Here is a 23,200-nt window from a genome sequence, read left to right on the forward strand (position 1 = left end):
AATATTTCATGAACAATAATGGAGGAGAATCCTCTGACTATGGGGGTTCTTTTTTTAGTTTGTTCACAATTAAAATATAGGATATTAAGGCTATAATAAAAAATTGGAGTTTGTTTGGTGTAATTCAACATCATTACAATAAAACTTTGAAGTAATTTAGCTGATATGTTACACTACAGATATCACAGAAAATACATATAATTTGTATTCAAAGCAGACAAGAAAGGAGAAGGACTTTATGAGAAGATATATTATCTATGCTTAGCAGAGGCTATTCCATAAATATTGATGATTAAAAAATATCAAATAGCCTTTGCTCAATCCTATGAAGACATTGGATTTAGGAGGAGCATAATGAGCTATATTAAAGCAATTGATGTATTGCCAGAAGAATTATTGGAATTAATTCAAAACTATATAGATGGTGAATATATTTATATTCCAAGAAAAGAATGTAATAGAAGGGCCTGGGGAGAAACTACCGAAAGTAAAAGGAAAATTTCAATTAGAAACTCAGAGATTTATAATAAGTACAAAGAGGGTATATCTGTAAGAGTTCTTTCTGAAATGTACTATTTGTCTCCCAAAAGCATTCAAAGAATTATATCAAATATGAATAGTGAAAATTAATAATAAAATGCGTCATTAAGTTTTTATCTTATGGCGTATTTTTATTTCAGAAAAATGTTTTGGATAGATTAATTATTGTATGAAATGATATTATTTGAATTATAATAAAGGTTTTATGGAGGGATTAAATTTGGAAAAAAAACTTATTATAATTAACGGGACTATGGGTGTAGGAAAAACAGCTACAAGTAGGGAACTTAATAAAAAACTCAACAATTCAGTGTGGCTTGATGGTGATTGGTGCTGGATGATGAATCCTTTTACTGTGAATGATGAAAATAAAAATATGGTTATAAAAAATATAACTTATTTATTGAGGAACTTTCTTATTAATTCATCCTTTGAATATGTTATTTTCAACTGGGTTATACATTATGAAGATATTTTTAATCTTCTACTTCAACCATTAAGCGATTTGGAATTTGAGATTATAAAAGTTACTCTTCTTTGTTCAGAAGAAACACTTAAGGAGAGGATTTTAAATGATGTGAAACTTAACTTAAGAGATGGCGAAGAATTAAGCACAAGTCTTCAGCGTCTTGAGCTATATAAAAATATGAACACAGTAAAAATTGATACAACCAATATTTCTATAAATGAAACTGTTGATAAGATAATAAAAATCACATGCAAGTAACTACCTGTTATCTTATAAAGATAGAATTTGCTTCATAAATATAATTCACAATATTTTTATATTGTTGAACAATGTAGGATAGTATGAACCATAAATTAATTATATTAATCAAGGAAGACAAGCAATTGAAAATAGAAAAAATGAGTGATTTTTTCACTACTCGTGTAGATGGATATGATGAACATATGCTTAAAGATGTAGAAGGGTGTAAAGATGCTTATATTAAGATGGTAGAATTATTACCAAAAGACATTGCTGAATTATTAGATTTAGGTTGTGGGACTGGATTAGAACTTGATGAAATATTTAAGAATAAGCCTTTTATTAATGTAACAGGTATAAATTTAACACAGGCAATGCTTGATAAACTAAAGCAGAAACATCCTGACAAAAAAATGTCATTAATAAATGCAAGTTATTTTGATTATGATTTTGGAACTTGTAAATATGATGTAGCAATATCTTTCCAAACTATGCATCATTTTTTACATGAAGATAAAATTAAACTGTATTCAAAGATTTTTGATGCATTAAAAGCTGGTGGTCAAAAATTCTTTGGTATAAACAAAACAGTTAAGGAATTAGGACCAACAGAATTAGTAGTTTTAGAAACTAAAAATATGTTTATGGACTACACTTTCCTAATGGAAGATGACACTTTTATACATTTTGAGTTCCAGACGACTAATGAAGGAAAAGCAGATTTAAGAAGGTTTAGAGCCTATAAATCAATGCTGAGTCATTAGACTGGAAAAGATGTGTTTACATATGTTGTTTATTCAGGCAGCATAAAAAATCCAGTATGGAGATTACAAAGCAGGATATAATATCTTTAACATTTACTCCTATTATGGGTGGAAAGATAGGTACAGTAGACAAGATAATTAATGCTATAAACGTAGTAAAAGATATAAACAATGACTATAAGTATGACGTAGAATCAATACTATATGCTTTTGCAAGTAAATTTTTAAGCGGAAAAGATTTAGAGAGAGTAAAGGAAGAATTGAGAATGACTGAACTCGGTAAAAGCTTAATAAATGAAGGAATTGAAAAAGGCAAAGAAGAAGGAAAAACTGAACTTCTAATTAAAATGTTGATGAAAAAATTCAAAAAAATACCTAATGAATATAAAGAGAAAATAGAGACACTTCCAGAAGAAACAATAGAGTTGATTGCAACGGATATATTTGAATTGAATTCAATAGAAGAGCTAGAACAATATTTCTAGAATAAAATAGATAAATATAAAATTAGCTTATTATGGTTATAGTAAGCTAGTTTTTTTTATTACTCCAAATTAAATAGAAGGGAGGTAATAGAAATGATATGCATCTATGATAAGAAAACTACTAAGGAAACTTTGATGACAACGGTCTTGGAATCTTAAGTGAAGCTATAAGTTGTTATATTACAGAAGAACTAAATGGAGATTATTCCTTAGAGTTAGAGTATCCTGCTAATTATAAAAAACTAAAGTATCTGGTTGAATGGAATATTATCAAGGCAGAAGATCAGCTTTTTAGAATATATAAGGTAGAGAAAAGCAGCGATGATAAAAATGTGATTAAGGTATGGGCAAAGCATATCTTCTATGACCTTTCTTATTATTTTATAGAAAGCATGAAAGCAGAAAACTGCAGTGTGAAAACATCTTTGGAGAAATCTTTAGTAGGAGATTTAATAACCATATATACAGCAGATAGTGATATTATAACTGCAAATACAATTGGTGTTGAAGAAAAGAATCCTGTGAAGCCATATTTTCAATAATTAATATATGGGGCTGTGGTGAGCTAAAAAGAGATAACTCTGATATTAAAATATTGAAAGCCATAGGAAAAGATGCTGGAGATGAAGTTACTTTAAGAGCACTTGCAAAAGAAGTTGCTAGCGTAATAGGTTTAAGCAGGGTAAATATTGATGTGGATTTTATAGAATTCAGCAAAACAAAAGAATATGAAAATATAAGCATCTTCAAACAGTTAATATAGGAGATTCAGTTATAGTAAGGCATAAAGATTTTAATATTGATGTAAAGGTACCTGTAATTAAGGTAAAGAAGGACATTTTAAATTGTGTAAATATTAAAGTTGAACTTGGACAGCCAAAAGACAGTATATTAAAACAGCATTGCCTACAGCAAATACTTAATAAAATGATTTAATTTACTTAAATTTTATGACATAAGATAAGTGGCATTATTGATATAAAATGGTTATACTGGTTATAGTAGGGGGAATCAACATGAAAAAAAAATTATCAGGAATTATTTTTACTGCAGCTATATTTTGTGGGATGTTTCTCACATCAAATGTTGTAAGTGCAGCAACACTACAAGATAGATTATGTGGTAATAATAGATATGAAACTAATTCTAAAATTGTAGACTCAGGTTGGACATCATCAGAATATGTTGTAATAGCAAGTGGAGAAGGCTTTGCAGATGCACTATGTGCGGCACCTTTAGCTGAGAAAAATAAAGCACCTATACTTTTAACTGGCAGGGATGCTTTAAGTTCAGAGGCTAAAGAACAATTAACAAGACTTAAAGTAAAAAGAGTATTTATTGTTGGTGGAACAGCATCCGTATCTGATAATGTAAAATCTGAAATAACAAATATGAATATTGAAACTACTAGAATATATGGACAAAACAGATTTGAGACATCATTAGCGGTAGCTAAGGCTTTAGGAAACATTAATGGTGTGGTAGTAACAAATGGATTTGGATTTGCAGATGCTTTATCTATAGCACCTATAGCAGCAAAAAAGGGAATGCCAATATTACTTACTGACAAGGATGATTTATCAACACCAATTAAGGAGTTTTTGCATAATAGTTCTTATAATGAAAGTTATATAGTTGGTGGAACTGGAGTTATAAGTGACAAAGTATCCTCACAGTTGAACAATGTTACAAGGCTTGGAGGAAATAGTAGATATGACACAAATTCAGCTATATTAAATCATTTTGCTAATGATTTTAGTTATGATAAAGTTTATATTGCGTCAGGAGAAAATTATCCAGATGCATTATCTGGCAGTGTATTAGCAGCTTCAAGTAGCTCACCTTTAATTTTAGTAGGATCTTACGTTGATCCTTCAGTAGAATCTTCAATAAAAGCTCAACACGAAAAATATAATAATGTAGTAGCTTTAGGAGGTACTGGAGTAGTCACAGATTCAGTAATAAATAGTATTGTCAGTGGGGTTTTTATACCAGGCATAAGCGATGATGAAATAAAAAATTTAATATATAATGCAGATCAAGCATATATTCAGATTCATTCACTTGGATCATATGATGAGAATGACAGTATACCTACTGAACGAGAAGGAGAAACTTATTATAAACTAAAAGACAATGTAAATACCTATGATAAGCTATTTAATTATTATAATAAATATTTTTCAGAAAAAAAATCAAATTACTTTATAAATACAGATTTATTTATAAAGTCAAATAATATTTTTTATATTCTTGGTTGTAATCCTGGAACAAGACCTTTATTTTTACAATCTAAAATAGAAAATAAAACCGTAGATAATAATAAAATAAATGTAACTTTAAATTGTTATCATGAGGACGATAATACTGAAGAGGAAAGTCCTTCTGATTGTACTTTTACTTTAATTTATGAAAATGGATGTTGGTTAGTAGATGACGCAACTAGTGGTATGGATTGGAATGATTTCAAGTATAGAGATAACCAGAACTAGGATTACAAGAGAACAAGCAATTGAAATACAATAGAGTTATTATTGTAGGGAAGAAGATACATAGTTAACTTCTCCCTTTAATAATAGTTTTTACCTAAAATGACACGGTTTATATCTTATTTTTTATGGTAATTAAAGATATATTTATTAGCTTACAAAATAACTTATGAATCTTAAAAATTGAATAGTATTTGACAATAAAAAGAATATGAATTTTTCAAATCTTGCATTTTACAAAAAATGAAAGAAAATTCAGGAAAATGACATATTTGCGTTGACAAAGACAAATATCAACATTATAATTTTAAATAACAACATAAGTATCCACTTACTTTGGTTAAAATATATTGAGTATTCTTAAGCATTTCTTTAGGCTCATGCATTTTAAAATTTTAATTGTCTGAATTTATTGAATATAAGAAATACAACAAAAAGATGAAATGTAAAAACTTAGAGAAAGAAGGAAGCTGGTATTATGAATAAAAAGGTTATTGGAATAAAGGCAAGGATTTTAGTATCTTCAATGGTAGTTCTCTTGATAACTTTAGTAAGTATTAGTAGTATTATAATTTATCAAATTAATAAAAAGGCTTATGAAGATTATTTTACTAATTCTAACGAGCAAATGAAAATCGTTTCTCAAGCAATTAACATTTTTTATGATCAAATTGACAAAAATATTGATATGTTAGCAAAAAATCCTGTGATAATGACAGCTGATAATAGTGTTACGACTTATAAAAATACAACTCAAGATACTCCAATGAAACCTTCAGCTAAGGCAGGAATTGAACAGGAAATTTATAAAGTATTCGAGCAATATGCAAATAGCCACAAAGGTACAAGCTATGTATATTTAGGAACAGAAGATGGAGGATATATACAATGGCCAGAAGAGAATATACCAGCAGGATTCGATCCTTCAAAAAGACCTTGGTTTAATGATGCAATGAATAAAAAGGAAAGTGTTATTAGAACAGCTCCATACAGTTATAAGTCTCAACTGCTTACAAGTAATGCTCGTACATTTACTGATAAAAATGGCAAAATTATAGGTGCCATAGGAGTGGATGTACAGCAAACTAATATTAGCGATATGTTAAATAAAATGAAAATTGGTAAAACAGGGTATTCAATGATTGTGCATAGTAACGGACTTATAATGGCAGATGGAAAAAATTCTAAAAACAATTTTAAAAAGGTTGGAGAAGTTGGTATTAATGGATTAGATAAGCTTTTAGCTAAAGACCCAAAATCATTTGATGTTGTTGTTAATGGTGAAAAGTATATTGTTAATCCCTATAAAGTTGAAGGAACTGATTGGATATTAGCATCATTTATGACAGAAAAAGAGTTAGGAGCCAGTGCAAAAGCAATAGTAAATATAGTGATAGTTTCTGCAGTGGTCATGTTAATATTGGCAATTATTTTATTTAATTTTCTTTCGAGCAGTATAACAAAGCCTATCTTAGCAGTGACAAAAAAAGTACAAGATTTTGCTAATTTGGATTTTTCAGTATGTGAAGAGTCAGATGAACTAAAATACTTAAACAGAAAAGATGAAGCAGGAGATATGGTGAGAGCCTTTGTAAGTATGAGAAAGAATGTATCAGAATTCATCATGAAAACTGCGGATTCAACAGAAAAAGTTGCAGCTTCATCGGAAGAGTTAACTGCTACTTCTGAACAAGCAGCTACTGCATCAAATGAAGTAAGTAAGGCTATTGAGGAAATTGCGAAAGGAGCTACTGATCAAGCTAAAGATACTCAAATGGCAGCTCATAATGTAGAGGATTTAGGTAATTTATTAAAAAAAGATTTAAATTATATTGAGGAATTGAATGTTGCAGCAGTTGAAATAGAAAGGCAAAAATCAGAAGGTTTTTCAATTTTGAAAGAACTTGTTGAAAAAACTCAGAAAAATAATGATTCTGCAAATAGTGTTTATCATATTATAATGAGTAATAATGAAAGTGCAGAAAAAATTCAAAATGCTAGCACTATGATTCAAAGTATTGCAGACCAGACAAATCTTTTAGCTTTAAATGCTGCAATAGAAGCTGCAAGAGCAGGAGAAGCAGGTAAAGGCTTTGCAGTTGTTGCTGATGAAATAAGAAATCTTGCAGAACAATCAAATAATTTTACAAATGACATTAAAACAGTAATAACTGAATTAAAGGTAAAATCACAAAATGCAGTTGATTTGATGCAACAAACTAAGCAGATAATTGAGGAACAAGCTTCTAGTGTTGGAGAAACTGAAGGAAAATTTGAAGGAATAGCAGAGGCGATAGATTCTATAAAAACTGTAGTTAATAAACTTAATACTTCTGCCAATAAGATGACAGAAAATAAAGACAAAATCATTGAGGTAACTCAAAATTTATCTGCAATTTCTGAAGAGAATGCTGCTGGAACAGAACAAGCATCATCATCTGTGCAAGAACAAGTCACTACAATTGAGGAAATTGCCAAAGCAGGAGAGAGCTTAGCTACAATTTCAGAAGAATTAAGAGTGTTAGTAGACAGATTTAAGGTCTAGAAAAAAACTCTATACCAATTATATTTAAATCAAATTTTTTAAATTTAATGCACAAAAGGGGATGAAAGTTAGAAAATATAACTTCCCTTTTGTGCATTAAGTTATATTTTTGACAAATAGTACTATATATAGGTAATTGAGAAACCAACTGATAATAAATTTACTAGAATGTTAAGTAAGAAAATTATGATAAAACAACAACACAGTTCCTTCCTTTGTAAATATGTTAATAACAGTAATTACGCAACACAAAAAGAACATTGAAAATTTGTTACTTTGGCCGATAAGTAAAAAATTGTTTATATAAGTGATGTATTAGTCTATAATATAATAAAAGTATTATTTGTTGGAGGAATTATTTTTGAAGGCGTCTTTTCCGAACGAAAAAATAATGACATACAGCCATCAATTAGTGATATTTATTATAATTTAGATGAATTGAGAGAATGCATTGAGAAAATACGATATTTGATATAGTATATGATTAAAGGATTAGGTAACAGAATCCCATATTTAACATTGCCACAGCATTGAATTCTGTTATCATTTTCTATAACATATTTCTATTATTGTTTTTTCTTTTTTCTAAATAAAATTGCCCGGCTCCAGATAACATCAAAGATAGCTGGGGCAACATTTGTTTCCGGGTTTGCATAAATCCTGAAGCCTACATAAGCGTCCTCATTGTTATCAACACCATATGCTGATCCAGAGGGGTTACCGGTACTGTAGGGTATTATAACTTCGTTACCTTCCTCAACTTTTCTTGCCATCTTTACTGCATAATAGCATTTCGAGTTTTTATAATCTTTAGGAAAATACTCGGTAGCAGGATACTTTAACTCATCTGTAATATTGGCTCCTGCAACGCCGTTCCAGTATTCTTCGCCGTAAAAACTTATGTTGAAAAATGTTGCAAATTCAGCTTGTACGTGATCAACGCCATATAGTATCACAAAATCTTCATCGGTTTCTAATTGGAAATTGTCTGTTCTTATATAGAGCCCATCTCTGTTGTCATAATACACAGGAACATCCTGTAATATTCCCTCATAACCATCAAGTATCCAGAGTTTTGAATCCAGATCCACAGGTTTATATTCTTCATTTTGATATTTCTTAATTATCTCATTTCGCAGGTAATTAAGTTCATTTCTTGCATAAGGAACTACCTGGAATTCAGTGGTACCAGTTTCATGCATTTTAAGGTTCGGTATTGGCCAGAGATTTGTATAGGAATAAGGAGTTTTTGGAGTAATACGTAATACCTTCACATAGTTTTTAAGGTTATTGATATAATTCCAGCCAGCATCATGATCTAACCAAATTGCAGCTCTCATTATAAACGAGAAAGTATCTTTTCCCTTTTCAAGCCCAATGTTCGTAAGTCCCATAGGAATGTTGTCGTCATTCATAATACCGGGATTAAATCCTGATTTAATTAGAGCATCACGCATTTGCTCGTTAATGCCTTTGTCTGCAGTTGTAATGATGATGGTAGAGCTGTTAAACGGATCTCCAGGGGAACCATAAGGTGTATTATCAGTCCAGATATTATGGTTATTGATTTGATCACCCATGCTGGCACCGATGTTGTGATAAAAACCAGTATAGTCATTGCCTACCGTAATAGTATTACTGTAATCTTTTGACGGTTCGTTTTCTATAAATCCAAGGTAGCTTTTGTAACTAAAGTTATATGCGGTTGGAGGGGTCTTTCCAATTAATACAATAGCTTCATCAGCACGCAGCTTATAGTCTAAACCAGGTGCTGCGTATTCTATATTAGCTGGATAATTATTAGGATTATTAGGATTATAGCTTTTTGGAGGTTTCTGAGCCGGAGATGGATCTTGGTTTGGTGCCGGTGGAAGGAGATAGGTTGCATATGGAGCACCTGTATTGTTTGCAAATGCGGTGTCAATTATACCTTCACTGACTAGCTTTAGTATATCAAAATACTTCAGTTTACCCTCCTGAACAATAAAACCTCTGTCTTCTAATGTAGAGATAAAACCTGTTATCTTTGTATCCTCAGCATTTGTATAATTAGAGAATTGTCTCGAGAAGTTTCGGTTATACATTGGGGTATTAACGCAGTAAGGGCATGAATACGTTTTGCAATTATTACACATGGTGGAAGAACTATACGATGGAGTATTAAAGTAGTAAGAATGTGTCTTATGCATATTATAAATTCCTTTCAAAGACTTTTTATCATCTTATGTTAAGTGAGTAAAATATGTGCACTAATATGTATAAATGATACGTTCTTGTGGTTATATCCAAAATGAGGAAAAAACTTGAAATAAAACTTGAAATAATGTATTATCAAATAGTCATCGGATAAAAGTAGACAAAAATTGAAATAAAAAAAGTGAAGAAGATATAGAAGAAAATCTTAAGCAAAGAGCTTGAAAAAATCAATAGATTTTTTTATTGTATAAGAACATATTATAGACAAAAGTTAGTAATACGAATGGTTTGAAGCCCTTGAATGTATATACATTCGAGGGCCTTCGTATGTGAAAGAGGACAGCAAGAGGATTTGAATTGAATCTTTAAGAAGATTAATTAGAGGGGGATACATTATGAAAATTTCAAAGAAAGATGCACTAAAATGGTTTGAATTTTTTTCGATATTACCAGAGGATGAAGAAGTTATGACAAAACAACAAGAAATCATTTACGCTACCTTTGCACAAATTGAAGCAGCAATTGATCATAGAAATGATACATTAATGTCGGAAATTAGAGGTTTGAAAACTTTAAAGAATAGAACTTTTTTTGTGGGAAGTGAAAGCAAATTTCCCAAAGGATGTCGTTCTTGTTTGCTTGGAACTGGTTTGAGTGCAATTAGGAAAACGAACAAATGTAATTTAAAGTGTAAGTTCTGTTATGATTATGGAGAGATAGAAGATATGCCTCCAATTGGTGAAGGTATGTGGGAAATTGGAGGAACAAAATTTTATGAGAAGAATATAGATTTACTTCTTTCCATCCACCAGAAACCTACAGGCATTTCTTACGTTTATTTAGAGCCATTTATGGAAATTGAAAAATACTATTCTATAATAAAGAAATTTAGTGATGCAGGGATTTATCAACATCTATATACAAATGGTACTTTAGCTTCGGAAGAGACATTGAAAGCATTAGGTGAAGCTGGTCTTGATGAGATACGTTTTAACCTGGGTGCCACTAATTGTTCAGACAAAGTTATTGAAAATATTGCAATAGCAAAAAAATATATTAAAAATGTGGGTATTGAAACTCCAATGACTCCTGAGTTTTTCAAAGCTTTTTTTGAGAAAAAGCAAGCAATCTTAGATACAAAACTTGATTTTATAAATTGTGCAGAATTACATTTAAATGAGAATAACATAGACAATTATTATGGGGAAAACATGTATATTGCAAGGCAGGGCTATATATCTCCAATTTGGAGTAGGAAATTAACTTTGAAATTTATGAAAATAGCCGATGAAGAAAACTGGGATTTAGCAGTTCATGACTGCTCAAATCATACAAAGTTTGCCAGAGGCTTAAACTTGAGCAGCAAAGAGGGCAAGTGGTTTGGAGCTAGTGACTATGCCTGTGAGTTTCCTAGGATACCATACAAGATATTTTTACCAATACTACGTGATGACAATTTTAAATTTTTAAGTGAAGAAGAATTGCCTGAGGGCTATAAACCAGGAGAGTTGATTTTTTAGAAGAGAAAATATAGATAGGGAGAGTTTTTGAGTGTTAGTGATGCACTTGAGAGCTTTTTTTATGTTTAAATATGCTTTTTAGTTTAGGCATTACCACGTAAAAATATGCTATAATTTCCTTAGATATAAAAAATATATATAAATGGGGATGTTTATCATGAAATTGCAGAAAGAAAATTTAAGTAGTGAAATCTTGAAGTTATACGAAGAAGTAACAAAGAGTTTAGAAGGGAGAACGCTGCAAGTAGTAATGCAAAGACCTCCTATTGGTAACAGTGAAGCTCAATATATTCATAATGATAAAGGCAATTTTGAAATATATATTACTCCAGAATTATATTCAGATTATATCTTCTCTCATGAATTATTACATGTTTATATTGCAGCTAATGGCACCTTACCTATATTAACTTCTTTTGATAAAAATGCTGATGAGACAAGTAAGTCTTTGGTATTATTGTTAAATGGTATAACTCAGCATAAGTGGATAATGAATGAGCAAAGGCGTAGAAATATATTGGGTGAAAAAGAATTTTTTAAATCTAAGCTTACTAATTTAATGGATATGTCATACAATGAGTCAAGCATAGCAAGTGAAAATTTTAATATAATAAATACTATATATGAATTCATTAATAACTATTATGAACATATTAATACCATTGAAGAAAGTTTAGGCAAAAAGTATCCTTTATCATTAGCCTATGCAAAAGAATTATTTGAGGAGCAATCAAATTATGACTTAAGTTCTCCATTTTATGCTAGAAGGTATATTGTTAGAATTATTAATAAATGGATTGAGTGGTTTGCTAAAGATGGCCAACAGCATGATTTTTTAAAAAGGGAAATTGTTGTAAAACCAGTTTTTAGTGAAAGACAACTAAACACAGTAGCAGAAGCTGTATTAGGCATGGACAGACGAAATGATGGTGCTTATTGTTTTTATACTAAAGTTGATAATCAAAAATGTTGTCCAAATTTCAAACCTAATATTAATTCATTGGATCAGGGAAAGAAAATACTTAATGTAAATGTTTTAAGTCTATTATTAGACAAATTGGAATTACCATATTATATAGATGATAGAAAAGGTAATTGGATCCGAAAGAATTGCCGAGTATTAGCTTATTAGACTATTGCATTATATATAGGGATGGCTAATTAGCTGTCCCTATATTTAACAGCAAGCAGGTTTAACTGCTCAAAGTCAGGCAGAACTTGCACAGAAACTTAATGAATTGGTGATGAAGTTGCCTCCTAAAAAAACATTTTCTGAATCCAGTAGAATAACAAATATAAAGTAAACAGTACTGTAGCAGGGACTACTACAATTGTTACATTTATATATTCTCTCCATGGAACCCTAATATCATTTTTCTTTAGTATAAACATCCACATTAGAGAAGCTAATGTTCCAATTGGAAGAAGCAATGATCCTATATCACTGCCAATAATATTAGCTAAATAAATTGTTTTTAGTGTAATTGGATTTAGTCCCATATTGGTTAATGTCATAGTACCAATCAGTAATGCTGGGTGGTTATTAAAAATATTAGATAGAATAGAAATTAATCCACCCATTAAAAAACTTGCATGAAAAAGACTTTTACTCACAATTGGTTCACAAAATTTTACGAGATAGGCTGTCAATCCAATATTATTCAAACCATAAATAATCACATACATTGAAAAAGCAAATAATAATACATGCCAAGGGGTTTTCCTTAAAATATCCTTTGGATTTGTTCTTAAATAGTACCATCTCCATATTAGTAATATAATTGATCCTGATGCTGCAACAATTTCTATTGGAATTCCAAAATAAGATGCAACAAATAATAGGCAGCGTATTATAAAAACAAAGGTTAATATTTTTAACATAAAACTTTTCCTTTTTTCTCTTGTATCAAGAGAAAAATTTCCTCTAAAGGAATGAAACTTCTCCGTAAAAAACATTTCATCAAGTTCTATTATTGGTTTTGGAAGAGTACGTGGTAATTTACTTTTTAATATTAAAAACATTAAACCAGACATAAACAGAAGCCCTAGTGTACCAGGAATAAACATCATCTTCGTATAATTATAAAGTGTCATATTTATCATATTTAATGAGATTAAATTTGTTATATTACTTACTCCTATTGGTGTACTTGACCCTGTCGCAATTAGTGCCCCACTCAGTAGATAAGGTATAAATTCATGTGGATATACAAATCCTAAATTTCGCAATAACAATATAAGGATAGGTGTAGTAATTAAAATACTGCCATCATTGTTAAAAAATAAAGTCATAACAAAACATAATAATTGTATATACCAATATAATCGATAACCTGATCCCTTTGCCAGTCTTGCAAGTGCAGCTGCAACCCAGTGAAAGAAACCAAAACTTTCTAGAATAATCGCCATAACAATGGTTGATATGATAGTAATAGAAGCCCCGCCCACTTTACTAGTAATATCCTGTAAATTACCATAGTTTACAACTCCAATTAGAAGTATAATTATTGCTCCTACAGAGGCAGGATATGCTTCATTTATATCTGCTGGCCTCAAAAAAATAATTATTATTGTCATAATAAATACAAAAATTGTTGCTATAGCTATATTAAAAGTAGATATAATTAAGCTTCCAGCTATTAATATAGAGAAAAGAGCAATCACATTAAAATCCTTCCATGGCTTCACTGGCTTTGGAGGAGGGGGCGGAGGAAGAACGCCTCTATTTTCATTATCCTGAGAAAATTGTCCGATATGATGTGGCATTTTCCAAAGTTCTCTGAGTGAAGATTTAGGTCCCTTATATATATTAAAAATATTATATTTGAAATTTCCTGATTTTTCTTCATACCTATAACACCAAATTGTAAACAACAGTATAAAAACTATTATTAGTGTGTTACTCATTTTTTTATCCTCCTGATTTTAATAGGAATCATAGTGCAAAAAAGTTATTCATAAGGCTAACTTTTACTATATACTATGATACATAAAGATAATTTGTACGTTTTTTAACAGGGGTTCAATCCAGTAAGTCAGATAAACGCAAAAAGGATATGGATTTAATTCCATACCCCATAATTACAAGAGAATTTGATAATGAGCAACTTAAACTGTTTGAATTCAAATTAAATTTTGTTTCATATTCTTTATTAATGCCATATTAATTTTAAGCATATCTTTTTATATCAACAGTCAGTTCAATTAAGGCTTTATTAACAAATCCTTTTATAAATTTCTGTTTTTCTTCACCACGCATTATAGAAACAGTTGTTTCCTCATCATAGTCATTTTCATCTTCATAAATTGAATTTATAGGCATTGATTTTAAGTCATCTAAAACAGCTGAAGATGTAACAGAGCATACATCTCCTTCTCGAACACCTTGGGCAGGTATAAATGATTTAAATGGTATCCAAACAGTAGTATGTCTTACAACACCATCTAAAGCAATGCTGCTATCTACAACACCGCAGCTTGGTTTAGGTTCTTCTTTATTTTTATTACTTTCTTTGTTTTTATTGTTTTCATTACTTTTATTATTTTGCATGTTTACATAGCCAGGACTTTCAGATTTGTTTGAGTTTTCGCTGCTTTTTTCTTGGTTACTATTTTCCACTGGTGGTCTTTTCATAGTAGTATACATAATACAACTATTTAAGTAACCACTTACTAAAATAGTGTCACTAGTTACTTTTATATCTTTTATTTCAACTTCATCTTGGACATTAATTATTTTTAACACCGCGTCTTTCTTAGGAGCATCAAAGATAATTTTCCTTTCGATTAGTTCCTTACGTGTTACATTTCCAATTGCTTTAAGCTCAACATTTTTAGATACATTATTGTTACTTGCCCCCTGTGGGTTTAAGTTTGTTTCCATATGTCAGCCTCCCTCTATAATCTTATTAGCGTAAAGTTTTTCACACTACTTATAATTCGATTATTACTTTACGTTGCACTTACTTAATTTAAAAATTTAATCCTAATTATAATATATTTTTAAATTTTTAAAATGTTCATTGCTAATTAAAGAAATTTTTATGTTCGTTAATAAAGCTATAAAATTTATACTACATAATATTTAAATAAAAATCTAACTTTTTTCAAATGTGTGACATATTATCTTATTTTTATTAATATAAATAACTTTATTTTTATTATCTTTAACTATGAGATGTTCACAGGTCTCTCCTAAAAATATTCCATTAATATATGAATGTCTATGACCATATTCAATCATTACTGAGACATATTTTCCTTTACAATCTATTTCTTTGTCAGTACCTTCATCAAAATGTTCTGACATGGATTTTTCCCCCTTTCTTGTATAATTAGTGATCTGGGTTTAATACATTATACTAATATAATCAATAAAATGTTCAATTAAATTATTTTATCCCATGGTTGTTATTTAGAATTATGTAAGACTTGAAAATTTTTATAGTTGTAGGAAAATTCGTAACATTATTGACTAAAAATTAATAATATATAGTGAAGTAGTTAATCTTTACAATTAAATTTATGTAGATAATAAATAAGCATATTAAGGAAGAGACTTTAAAGATTTTAAGGAGGATATTTATATGAATGTCAAAATGGTAGAGGAAACTTATATGGGAACAAATATGACAATTGTAACAAAGAGCGGCAACAAAATACAAGGTGAACTTTTAAAAGCTGGTGAAGGTGCTGATTTCTTAAAGCTTAAGACTCAGAATGGAATAATAATGGTTAGTATTAATGCAATTGAAAGCATGTATTAACCCTTTCAAAAATTTAGCGTAAATTAACTTTTTATAAATGCAGCGTTTCTGTAAGATTATGGTAATATTCGTAAGGGGAGGAAGAGTTGATGAATATTAATAAAATAAATGAAGGCCAACTTGGTTATAGTGTAACTATCGTTACAATGAGTGGTAATAAAATACAAGGAACTATCCTAAAATCTAGTGAAGATGAAGATACTGATATGTTAAAACTTAAAACTAAGGATGGTATAATAATGGTCAATTGTAATTCTATAGAAAGCATATACTAAAATGGTACATTCTAATCACAATGTTTTATGATTAGAAGTTTAAATAAATGTAAGTAAATTAGAGGCTACCTTATAATGGTACCTCTTTTACTTATAAATAATATTAATATTTTATTAGGAGGGCTTATATAATGTCTGATTACTATTTTAATGATTATGATAATTTTGTAGGAAAACATATTACTGTTATTTATGACTGTGGTTCTAAATGTAAAAAACTTCATTGTAAACTACTTAAATATTATGAAAAAGACTCAAAAGAAAAGTATATTATACTAAAAACACGTAATAAAATAATTTACTATATGAATTGTAATAAAATTATATACTGGATAGCAAATTATAAAGATATGCTTGCTGAGAATCAAGATGCTTATATGTCTACCACTGAAACTATGGAAACTAATGCAATTGCTGAGGGTGAAAATTTATTTTTAAAAGAAACACAGAACAAAGAAATTATACCCTTAATGACAAATGAAGATGCTACTCACGTAGAGTTACAAAATAATGATGTTATACTATCGGATAGTAAAAATGAAATAGACATACCAGTAGACACTAATAGTAATGTCCCAATTATTTCAGAAGAACATGATAGTAATCATATTATAAAAGATGTGAAATTTAATGATGATAAAATTACAGCGGAATATAATTCTAAAGATATCTATAAGAAGAATGTTTTAAGGTATCCCTTAGCAGCATTTATAAATTGTAATTTTCAAGGAGTATATTTAACAATTTATACTACATCTGCCCAAGCCATATCAGGAGAAGTTATTTTTAACTATGATTGCTTAATTGTTTTAAAATCTGATGAAAAAACCTATTATATTAATCCTGAACAGATTACGTACTTTTGCTAAATATTAAGTAAACATTTCAATATTTATTTCGTATTATAATAGTGGTTAAAAATATAAGGAGAATGTGTATGTTTTATTGTCCATATGCTCGCAGAATAAATAATTATTATAGGGCTAATCAAATGAATTCTTCTATTAGGGTATTTCATGCTGCACCTAATGCACCAGCTGTAGATGTTTATGCCAATGGAAAGCTTATCGTAAGAAATCTTTCATATAAGGAACTTTCACGGTATATTTCAGTTGCTCCTGGCAGCTACAATATTATGGTTTATCCTTCAGGACAAAAGACAAACCCTGTTATAAATGCAGATTTAAATATTCCTGCAAATACTGTATTTAATGTAGCTGTAATAGGAACTCTTCCTGATATTAGTTTATATCCTATACAAGAACCAACCACTGCTCAGAACTTTGGCAGGCCTTGTGTAAGATTTGTTCATCTTTCTCCAAATGCACCAGCTGTTGATATAAAGTTGTCTGATGGTACAAAAGTATTTACTGATGTTGGTTATAAAGGTATTACAGATTATGCCTGTGTTCCTACAGGAACGTATACTTTCACAGTTAGCCCTACTGGCAGGGAAAATGTAGTATTAACTGTTCCAAATGTTAAATTGGATCCAAATAGTTACTATACCTTGTATGCGGTTGGACTGGTTGGAAAATCTCCAACTTTAGAAGTTATGTTAGTGCCAGAACCAAGATAAAATAATTAGGAAGTGCATTATTACGAGTATAATAAGCAAGGTACTTTATAGAATTTCTATAGAAGGTGGAGGAATAGTTAAAAAAAGGTTTAATAGACAAACACAAAATTGTAGAAAGGTGAATGAAAAAGTACTGTTTAAAATATTAAAATCAAATGCTAAAAGTGAAATAGGGATTAAGTTTAATTTTAAAGATATTAAGTCCATAGATGATTTTAAAAAACAAGTTCCACTAACACAATATAGATATTATGAAAGCTATATTGAGCGAATGGCAAATGGTCAAAAGAATATTTTAACAAGGGACAATGTGGAATATTTTGGCCATACATCAGGAACTACAGGTAAACAAAAATTAATTCCTTGTACTAAGAGGAGTAGAAAAATTGCTTCAAAGTATATGGCACTTCTTATTAATAAATATTCTTATGATAACTTTAAGGAAAATTGGAATTATGGAAAAGGATTAATGATAGCTGATATAGTTATGACGACTTACACTAAAGGTGGGATTCCAATATGTTCTGCTACCTCTGGAGGAATGAAGGGTATAAAGTATATATTGCCATATTTATATACTTCGCCGCTAGAAGTTATGACAATAAGAGATAGGGGAGATGCCCTTTACCTTCATTTATTATTTGCGTTAGAAGAAGTTAAACTTTTATATATAAGTGGAGTTTTTATCTCCAATATTTTAGATTTATTTAGAATTTTGGAGAGTAAATATGAAAGTTTAGTAAGGGATATAAGAAGAGGACGTATAAGGAGCAGCTTAAATATTGATGAAGATACTAGAATAAATTTAAATAAACATCTTTCACCTAATGCTAGTAGGGCTGATCAATTAGAGAGTGAATTTAAGAAAGGATTTAAGGGGATAAGCGTTAGAATATGGCCTAATATGGCCTATATTGCTACAGTGACTGGAGCAAACTTTTCAATATATGATGATAAAGTTAACTACTATACTAATTCGCTCCCAATCTATTCTCCAGGTTATGCCGCTACGGAAGCTATGATTGGAATTAATCCTTATGCAAATAAGATAAGATATGTAATTATTCCTGACACTGTTTTTTATGAGTTTATTCCTATTAAAGAGGAAAATAAGAAAAGTGAGGATACATTTTGCTTAGATGAATTAAGAATAGGAGAAAAATATGAAATAGTTGTCACTAATTATGCAGGCCTTTATAGATACAGAATAGGTGATGTTATTAAGGTAGTGGATTTTTATAATAATTGTCCAGAAATTGAATTTGTATATAGGAAAAATCAAGTACTTAATATGGCAGCGGAAAAGACTAATGAAGAACAATTGACTAATGCTATAAGAAATACAATGAAAAAATTAAACTTAAATCTAGTAGATTATACTACGATACCAGATAACTCAATTACACCTGGAAGTTACAGTTTTTATTTTGAATTTAAAAATAATATACCTAATTATAAAGTTAAGTTATTAGAAGAGACATTGGATTGTGAAATAAGAAAATCAAACCTGGCCTATGATAGAGCTAGGAATAATAAGAGATTAGGCAGAGTAAAAGTAATGCTTTTGGCACCAAACACTTTTAACTTAGTAAAGGAATCCTTGTTTAATAAAGGAGTATCAAAAAATCAAATTAAGATTCCGAGAGTTTTAATTAATAATAGAAATATATTAAATATTGTTAATAAATCAAAAATACTGTAGTTTTAAGTAACTGCAGTATTTTTGGTTAAATATTAAATTTGACAAATAACAACAACTTTATAAGGTGTTGTTTGAGCTGGTATGCTTTTTGTAGAAGCTCCGTAGATTACGATTAAATTTCGATTTGCAGGATTTTCAGTAAAAATTTGATCATTTTCAAGAACTATTTCAGTATCTGGACCAATGTTTAATTTTAACTTATTGTCACTGCTCACTAATTTACTATTGAAATAGTCTACCTTTACATTTTGGTATTCAACATCTCTTGCTATAACAATTGCTCTAAATTGTGGTGGAAAAATAAGAGGAACAGCTGCATTTGCGTTATAAAAACCAGTTATTGTATCTCCAACTGACACTGTTACATGATCTACAAAATAAGTTGATGGTCCTACAATAAAATTTACCAAATCGCCCAGCCTGTTTTCTACAGATATTAATTTATAACATCCTGCACTTTCTTCACGATTATTTATGAAAAAGTCATTAATCATGGTAATTACACCATGGAAAGGTTGAAATTTTTTCATTTTATATATCTTCACTCCTATTTAAAAAATCTGTTTATCCGATGATAAGAAATCTGTTTATATATACTATGCATTTTGAAAACATTATGATCATTTCAAAAAAGAGATATGTAAATTATGTGACAATTAAATAAACAAGATATTATTACATATGATTTTGCAGGAGGAAATAAAAACATCCAATTTATTTCATGTAGAAATTAAGCATAAAAACATTTACAATGTTATGAAAATATGTGAAAATTGTGGTATAACTTTATATTATTTAATAAAAATTGTAATAGAGGTGATGTTGTGGAAATTTTATGTAATACATGTAATTTGCGTAATGACATAGAAAAATATAGAATTATGTTGAATAACTTAATAGCTGAAAAAGATTATGAATTGCTTGATGAAGAAATTATTCATCTAAGTGAATATTTAGATGAATTAGTTTATAGGTGTGTATTTTGTAATAAAAGTTTAGAATATATTTCTAAACTAAATTTAAAAAACGTATTTGGAATACATTCAACTTTTTATTATTATGGATACCAGCATCTTTTTACCAGTCTGTATTTTTATATAACTGCAGGTATCAATAATAATGAACTTATATATGTTTATATGGAAAAAAGTATTTACAATAAATTATTGGATTTTTTGAAAGTTAATAAAGTCCCTGTTGAACATATTAAGTTTAATAGCGTAGAAGGACTAATTAAAGGAAATAAATATGGTGGTTTAATTGAATTAAAACATCAAATTAATGAAGCACTTTTAAGTAATGAAGTTAAGAAGTATAGCGGCATTAGATGGATTGGACAACCTTCTTGTGCTATTAAAAGCACTTCTCAAAATGATTTTTTAGCTTTTGAAACAAATCTAACTGAAGGTGTATATAATACTAAAGCATCTTTACTTTGTATATATGATGCTTATGATTATATGAATAAAGAAGAGTTTATAAATAAAACAGTAATAGAAAAATCTTTACTTACCCATTCTTATATTTTAAAAAATTCATTTTTAGAGAAGATAGGTTAGAAAAAAGAATAATAATCTATAATACCCCCATTTATTAAGTGGAATGTACAGTATAAAATTCCATTAATATGATGTGCAGGAATGAACATACTTCTTCAAATTATGCATATTATGTTCGATAACTTAATTGATATTTAATTGATATTGGGGGGAGATAAATTGAAAAAAATACATATTTTATTTAGTCTTTTATTTATAATATTTTTTATGGCAGTACAAGATGCAGCAGCAGCTCCATCCAATATCAGATTTGGTGGAATGAACAGATATGAAACTTCAGTAAATGTTTCACAAAATAATTTTCAAAAATCAGAGTATGTGGTTTTAGTTTCAGGAGAAAATTTTCCAGATGCTATTTCTGCAGCACCTCTTGCAAAAAAATATAATGCACCTATTTTAATAACAGAAGGCATTAATTTAAATTCTAATGTAGATGAAGAAATTAAAAGATTAGGAGCTAAAAATGTTTTTATAATAGGTGGTATAGGAGCAGTCTCTAAAACTATTGAAGAACAATTAATTACCCTTAATATTCAAGTTACACGTATAAGTGGACAAGATAGATATGAAACGAGTGCTAAGGTGGCAGAAAATATAGGTGCAGGTAATGGAGTAGTACTAGCTTCAGGAGAAAATTTTCCAGATGCTTTATCTATAGCTTCTATAGCAGCGGCAAAACAAATGCCAATACTTCTTACACCAGCTAAAATATTGCCTGATAGTGTTAAAGATTATATAAGTAATAATAGTATTTCTAAAAGTTATGTAGTTGGTGGTACTGATGTAATTAATGATAATGTTATTAAAGATTTACCTAATATGAAAAGACTTAGTGGAATAGATAGATATGAAACAAATTTAAATGTAATAAATGAATTTTTGGGGGATTTTAACTTTAACAATCTATATTTAGCATATGGGGGAGATTTTCCGGATGCTTTATGTGGTTCAGCTGCAGCAGCAAAAGATTTTGCTCCTATTGTTTTAGCTAGTAAAAGTTATACTAAGGCACAGTCCTTAATCAGATCAAAGATAGATTCAATATCTTCATTAAAGATATTAGGCGGTACATTTGCTATGCCAGATGCTTTAGTACAGTCTATTTTGTATCCAAGTAAAACTGTATTAGGGTATACTACTTATTATTATATAGGAGATAGTTCATCTTATAATTCTATAATAAATCATTCACAGGCAATTGATTCAATTGCTACAGATACTTATATTATGGATAGCACAGGTAATATAAAAGGTTCAGTACCATATAATCAGGTAAGCTATGCAAATGATAACAAAATTAAGACATATGCAATGGTATCAAATAGTTTTAATGGAGATATAGCAAAAGGTGTACTGGAAAATCCAACAAATAGGCAAAAACTTACAAATAATATATTACAAAGTCTAAAAGCAAACAATTATAAAGGTGTAAATATTGATATAGAGAATGTTTACTATTATGATAGAAGTTATTTTACGACATTTATGAGTGAACTATATAATACGCTGAATCCACAAGGATTTGAAGTGACAATAGCAGTTCCTGCTAAAACAAGTGATAGTATGTGGCAGAGCTGGATTGGAGCTTATGATTATGCTGAGATTGCAAAGGTTTCAGATAAGATTGTATTGATGACTTATGATGAACATTGGTCTGGCGGAGAACCTGGTGCCATAGCATCTATAGGATGGGTGCAAAATGTAATAAATTATGCAATTACAGTTATTCCTAGAGATAAAATACTATTGGGGTTAGCAGCCTATGCTTATGATTGGCCATCAAATGGAGCAAAAGCAAAATCTTATGGTATAAGTCAAGCATATAATATGGCCTCACAAAAAGGTGCTCAGGTTAAATGGGATTCTGCAGCTAAAAGTCCATACTTCAATTATACTGATAGTTCAGGCATATACCACACTGTATATTTTGAAAATAGTACAAGTATCTCATATAAACTTGATATTGTAAATAATTATGATTTAGGTGGAGTTTCTATATGGAGATTAGGATTGGAAAATTCTGATTACTGGGAAACTATTAGTAACAAATTTAATAAGTATTAATTAAACT

The 23,200-nt window shown here is 29.4% G+C and carries 20 protein-coding genes and 1 pseudogene; 16 read left to right on the forward strand and 5 right to left on the reverse strand.

What is annotated here, in order from left to right; all coding sequences use genetic code 11:
* Nucleotides 1-354 precede the first annotated feature (354 nt).
* The 7 genes and pseudogenes from CLAU_RS19415 to CLAU_RS19445 all read left to right on the forward strand — a co-directional run bounded on the left by CLAU_RS19415 (nt 355) and on the right by CLAU_RS19445 (nt 7,532).
* The gene (locus CLAU_RS19415; protein ID WP_023163481.1) at nt 355-630 is read left to right on the forward strand and encodes a CD3324 family protein; all 276 of its coding nucleotides are present in this window, start codon (nt 355-357) and stop codon (nt 628-630) included.
* Nucleotides 631-760: 130 nt separating this feature from the next.
* Nucleotides 761-1,267, forward strand: a complete 507-nt coding sequence (locus CLAU_RS19420; RefSeq protein WP_023163482.1) for an AAA family ATPase — start codon at nt 761-763, stop codon at nt 1,265-1,267.
* Nucleotides 1,268-1,494: 227 nt separating this feature from the next.
* Nucleotides 1,495-2,498: pseudogene (locus CLAU_RS21015) on the forward strand (methyltransferase domain-containing protein).
* Between the two features lie 179 nt (nt 2,499-2,677).
* Complete coding sequence (locus tag CLAU_RS21275) at nt 2,678-3,040, forward strand: phage tail spike protein (RefSeq protein WP_242832242.1); 363 nt, start codon at nt 2,678-2,680, stop codon at nt 3,038-3,040.
* Between the two features lie 53 nt (nt 3,041-3,093).
* Nucleotides 3,094-3,261 carry a hypothetical protein gene (locus CLAU_RS21280; RefSeq protein WP_242832233.1) on the forward strand — a complete coding sequence of 56 codons (168 nt, stop codon included), beginning with the start codon at nt 3,094-3,096 and terminating at the stop codon, nt 3,259-3,261.
* A 253-nt stretch (nt 3,262-3,514) separates the two neighbouring features.
* Nucleotides 3,515-4,990, forward strand: coding sequence for a cell wall-binding repeat-containing protein (locus CLAU_RS19440; protein WP_023163486.1), 1,476 nt, complete (start codon nt 3,515-3,517; stop codon nt 4,988-4,990).
* A 475-nt stretch (nt 4,991-5,465) separates the two neighbouring features.
* Nucleotides 5,466-7,532, forward strand: a complete 2,067-nt coding sequence (locus CLAU_RS19445) for a methyl-accepting chemotaxis protein (RefSeq protein WP_023163487.1) — start codon at nt 5,466-5,468, stop codon at nt 7,530-7,532.
* Between the two features lie 566 nt (nt 7,533-8,098).
* Here CLAU_RS19445 and CLAU_RS19450 read toward each other — a convergent pair.
* Entirely contained in the window at nt 8,099-9,721 is a 1,623-nt protein-coding gene (locus tag CLAU_RS19450; RefSeq protein ID WP_023163488.1) for a hypothetical protein, read from the reverse strand.
* 402 nt (nt 9,722-10,123) lie between these two features.
* On the opposite strand from CLAU_RS19450, the gene CLAU_RS19455 reads away from it, so the two are divergent.
* Both CLAU_RS19455 and CLAU_RS19460 read left to right on the forward strand, forming a co-directional pair.
* Nucleotides 10,124-11,248 (forward strand): radical SAM protein, encoded by a 1,125-nt coding sequence (locus CLAU_RS19455; protein ID WP_023163489.1) that lies wholly within the window; start codon nt 10,124-10,126, stop codon nt 11,246-11,248.
* Between the two features lie 157 nt (nt 11,249-11,405).
* On the forward strand, nt 11,406-12,380 hold the full coding sequence (locus CLAU_RS19460; RefSeq protein WP_013238524.1) for a hypothetical protein: 975 nt from the start codon (nt 11,406-11,408) through the stop codon (nt 12,378-12,380).
* A 125-nt stretch (nt 12,381-12,505) separates the two neighbouring features.
* On the opposite strand, the gene CLAU_RS19465 is transcribed toward CLAU_RS19460, so the two are convergent.
* The 3 genes from CLAU_RS19465 to CLAU_RS19475 form a co-directional block, all read right to left on the reverse strand.
* Complete coding sequence (locus CLAU_RS19465) at nt 12,506-14,155, reverse strand: arsenic transporter (RefSeq protein ID WP_242832232.1); 1,650 nt, start codon at nt 14,153-14,155, stop codon at nt 12,506-12,508.
* 262 nt (nt 14,156-14,417) lie between these two features.
* The gene (locus CLAU_RS19470; RefSeq protein WP_023163492.1) at nt 14,418-15,131 is read right to left on the reverse strand and encodes a DUF3794 domain-containing protein; all 714 of its coding nucleotides are present in this window, start codon (nt 15,129-15,131) and stop codon (nt 14,418-14,420) included.
* A gap of 213 nt (nt 15,132-15,344) precedes the next feature.
* Nucleotides 15,345-15,557 carry a hypothetical protein gene (locus CLAU_RS19475; RefSeq protein WP_023163493.1) on the reverse strand — a complete coding sequence of 71 codons (213 nt, stop codon included), beginning with the start codon at nt 15,555-15,557 and terminating at the stop codon, nt 15,345-15,347.
* Nucleotides 15,558-15,834: 277 nt separating this feature from the next.
* Between CLAU_RS19475 and CLAU_RS19480 the strand changes: the two genes are divergently transcribed.
* From CLAU_RS19480 to CLAU_RS19500, 5 genes are all read left to right on the forward strand, one after another.
* Nucleotides 15,835-16,014 (forward strand): hypothetical protein, encoded by a 180-nt coding sequence (locus CLAU_RS19480; RefSeq protein ID WP_023163494.1) that lies wholly within the window; start codon nt 15,835-15,837, stop codon nt 16,012-16,014.
* Nucleotides 16,015-16,103: 89 nt separating this feature from the next.
* A complete protein-coding gene (locus CLAU_RS19485) occupies nt 16,104-16,289 on the forward strand; it encodes a hypothetical protein (RefSeq protein ID WP_023163495.1) in 186 nt (61 codons plus the stop codon).
* A 131-nt stretch (nt 16,290-16,420) separates the two neighbouring features.
* A complete protein-coding gene (locus CLAU_RS19490) occupies nt 16,421-17,158 on the forward strand; it encodes a hypothetical protein (RefSeq protein ID WP_023163496.1) in 738 nt (245 codons plus the stop codon).
* Between the two features lie 68 nt (nt 17,159-17,226).
* Complete coding sequence (locus tag CLAU_RS19495) at nt 17,227-17,868, forward strand: DUF4397 domain-containing protein (protein WP_023163497.1); 642 nt, start codon at nt 17,227-17,229, stop codon at nt 17,866-17,868.
* 28 nt (nt 17,869-17,896) lie between these two features.
* Nucleotides 17,897-19,570, forward strand: a complete 1,674-nt coding sequence (locus CLAU_RS19500) for a GH3 auxin-responsive promoter family protein (RefSeq protein ID WP_476695729.1) — start codon at nt 17,897-17,899, stop codon at nt 19,568-19,570.
* A gap of 32 nt (nt 19,571-19,602) precedes the next feature.
* Here CLAU_RS19500 and CLAU_RS19505 read toward each other — a convergent pair whose 3' ends face one another.
* Nucleotides 19,603-20,100, reverse strand: a complete 498-nt coding sequence (locus tag CLAU_RS19505; RefSeq protein WP_023163499.1) for a hypothetical protein — start codon at nt 20,098-20,100, stop codon at nt 19,603-19,605.
* A gap of 294 nt (nt 20,101-20,394) precedes the next feature.
* Between CLAU_RS19505 and CLAU_RS19510 the strand changes: the two genes are divergently transcribed.
* Nucleotides 20,395-21,129 carry an MEDS domain-containing protein gene (locus tag CLAU_RS19510; RefSeq protein WP_023163500.1) on the forward strand — a complete coding sequence of 245 codons (735 nt, stop codon included), beginning with the start codon at nt 20,395-20,397 and terminating at the stop codon, nt 21,127-21,129.
* A gap of 159 nt (nt 21,130-21,288) precedes the next feature.
* A complete protein-coding gene (locus CLAU_RS19515; RefSeq protein ID WP_023163501.1) occupies nt 21,289-23,193 on the forward strand; it encodes a cell wall-binding repeat-containing protein in 1,905 nt (634 codons plus the stop codon).
* Nucleotides 23,194-23,200: the final 7 nt, after the last annotated feature.

It is taken from the genome of Clostridium autoethanogenum DSM 10061 (assembly GCF_001484725.1).
Lineage (GTDB): Bacteria > Bacillota > Clostridia > Clostridiales > Clostridiaceae > Clostridium_B > Clostridium_B ljungdahlii.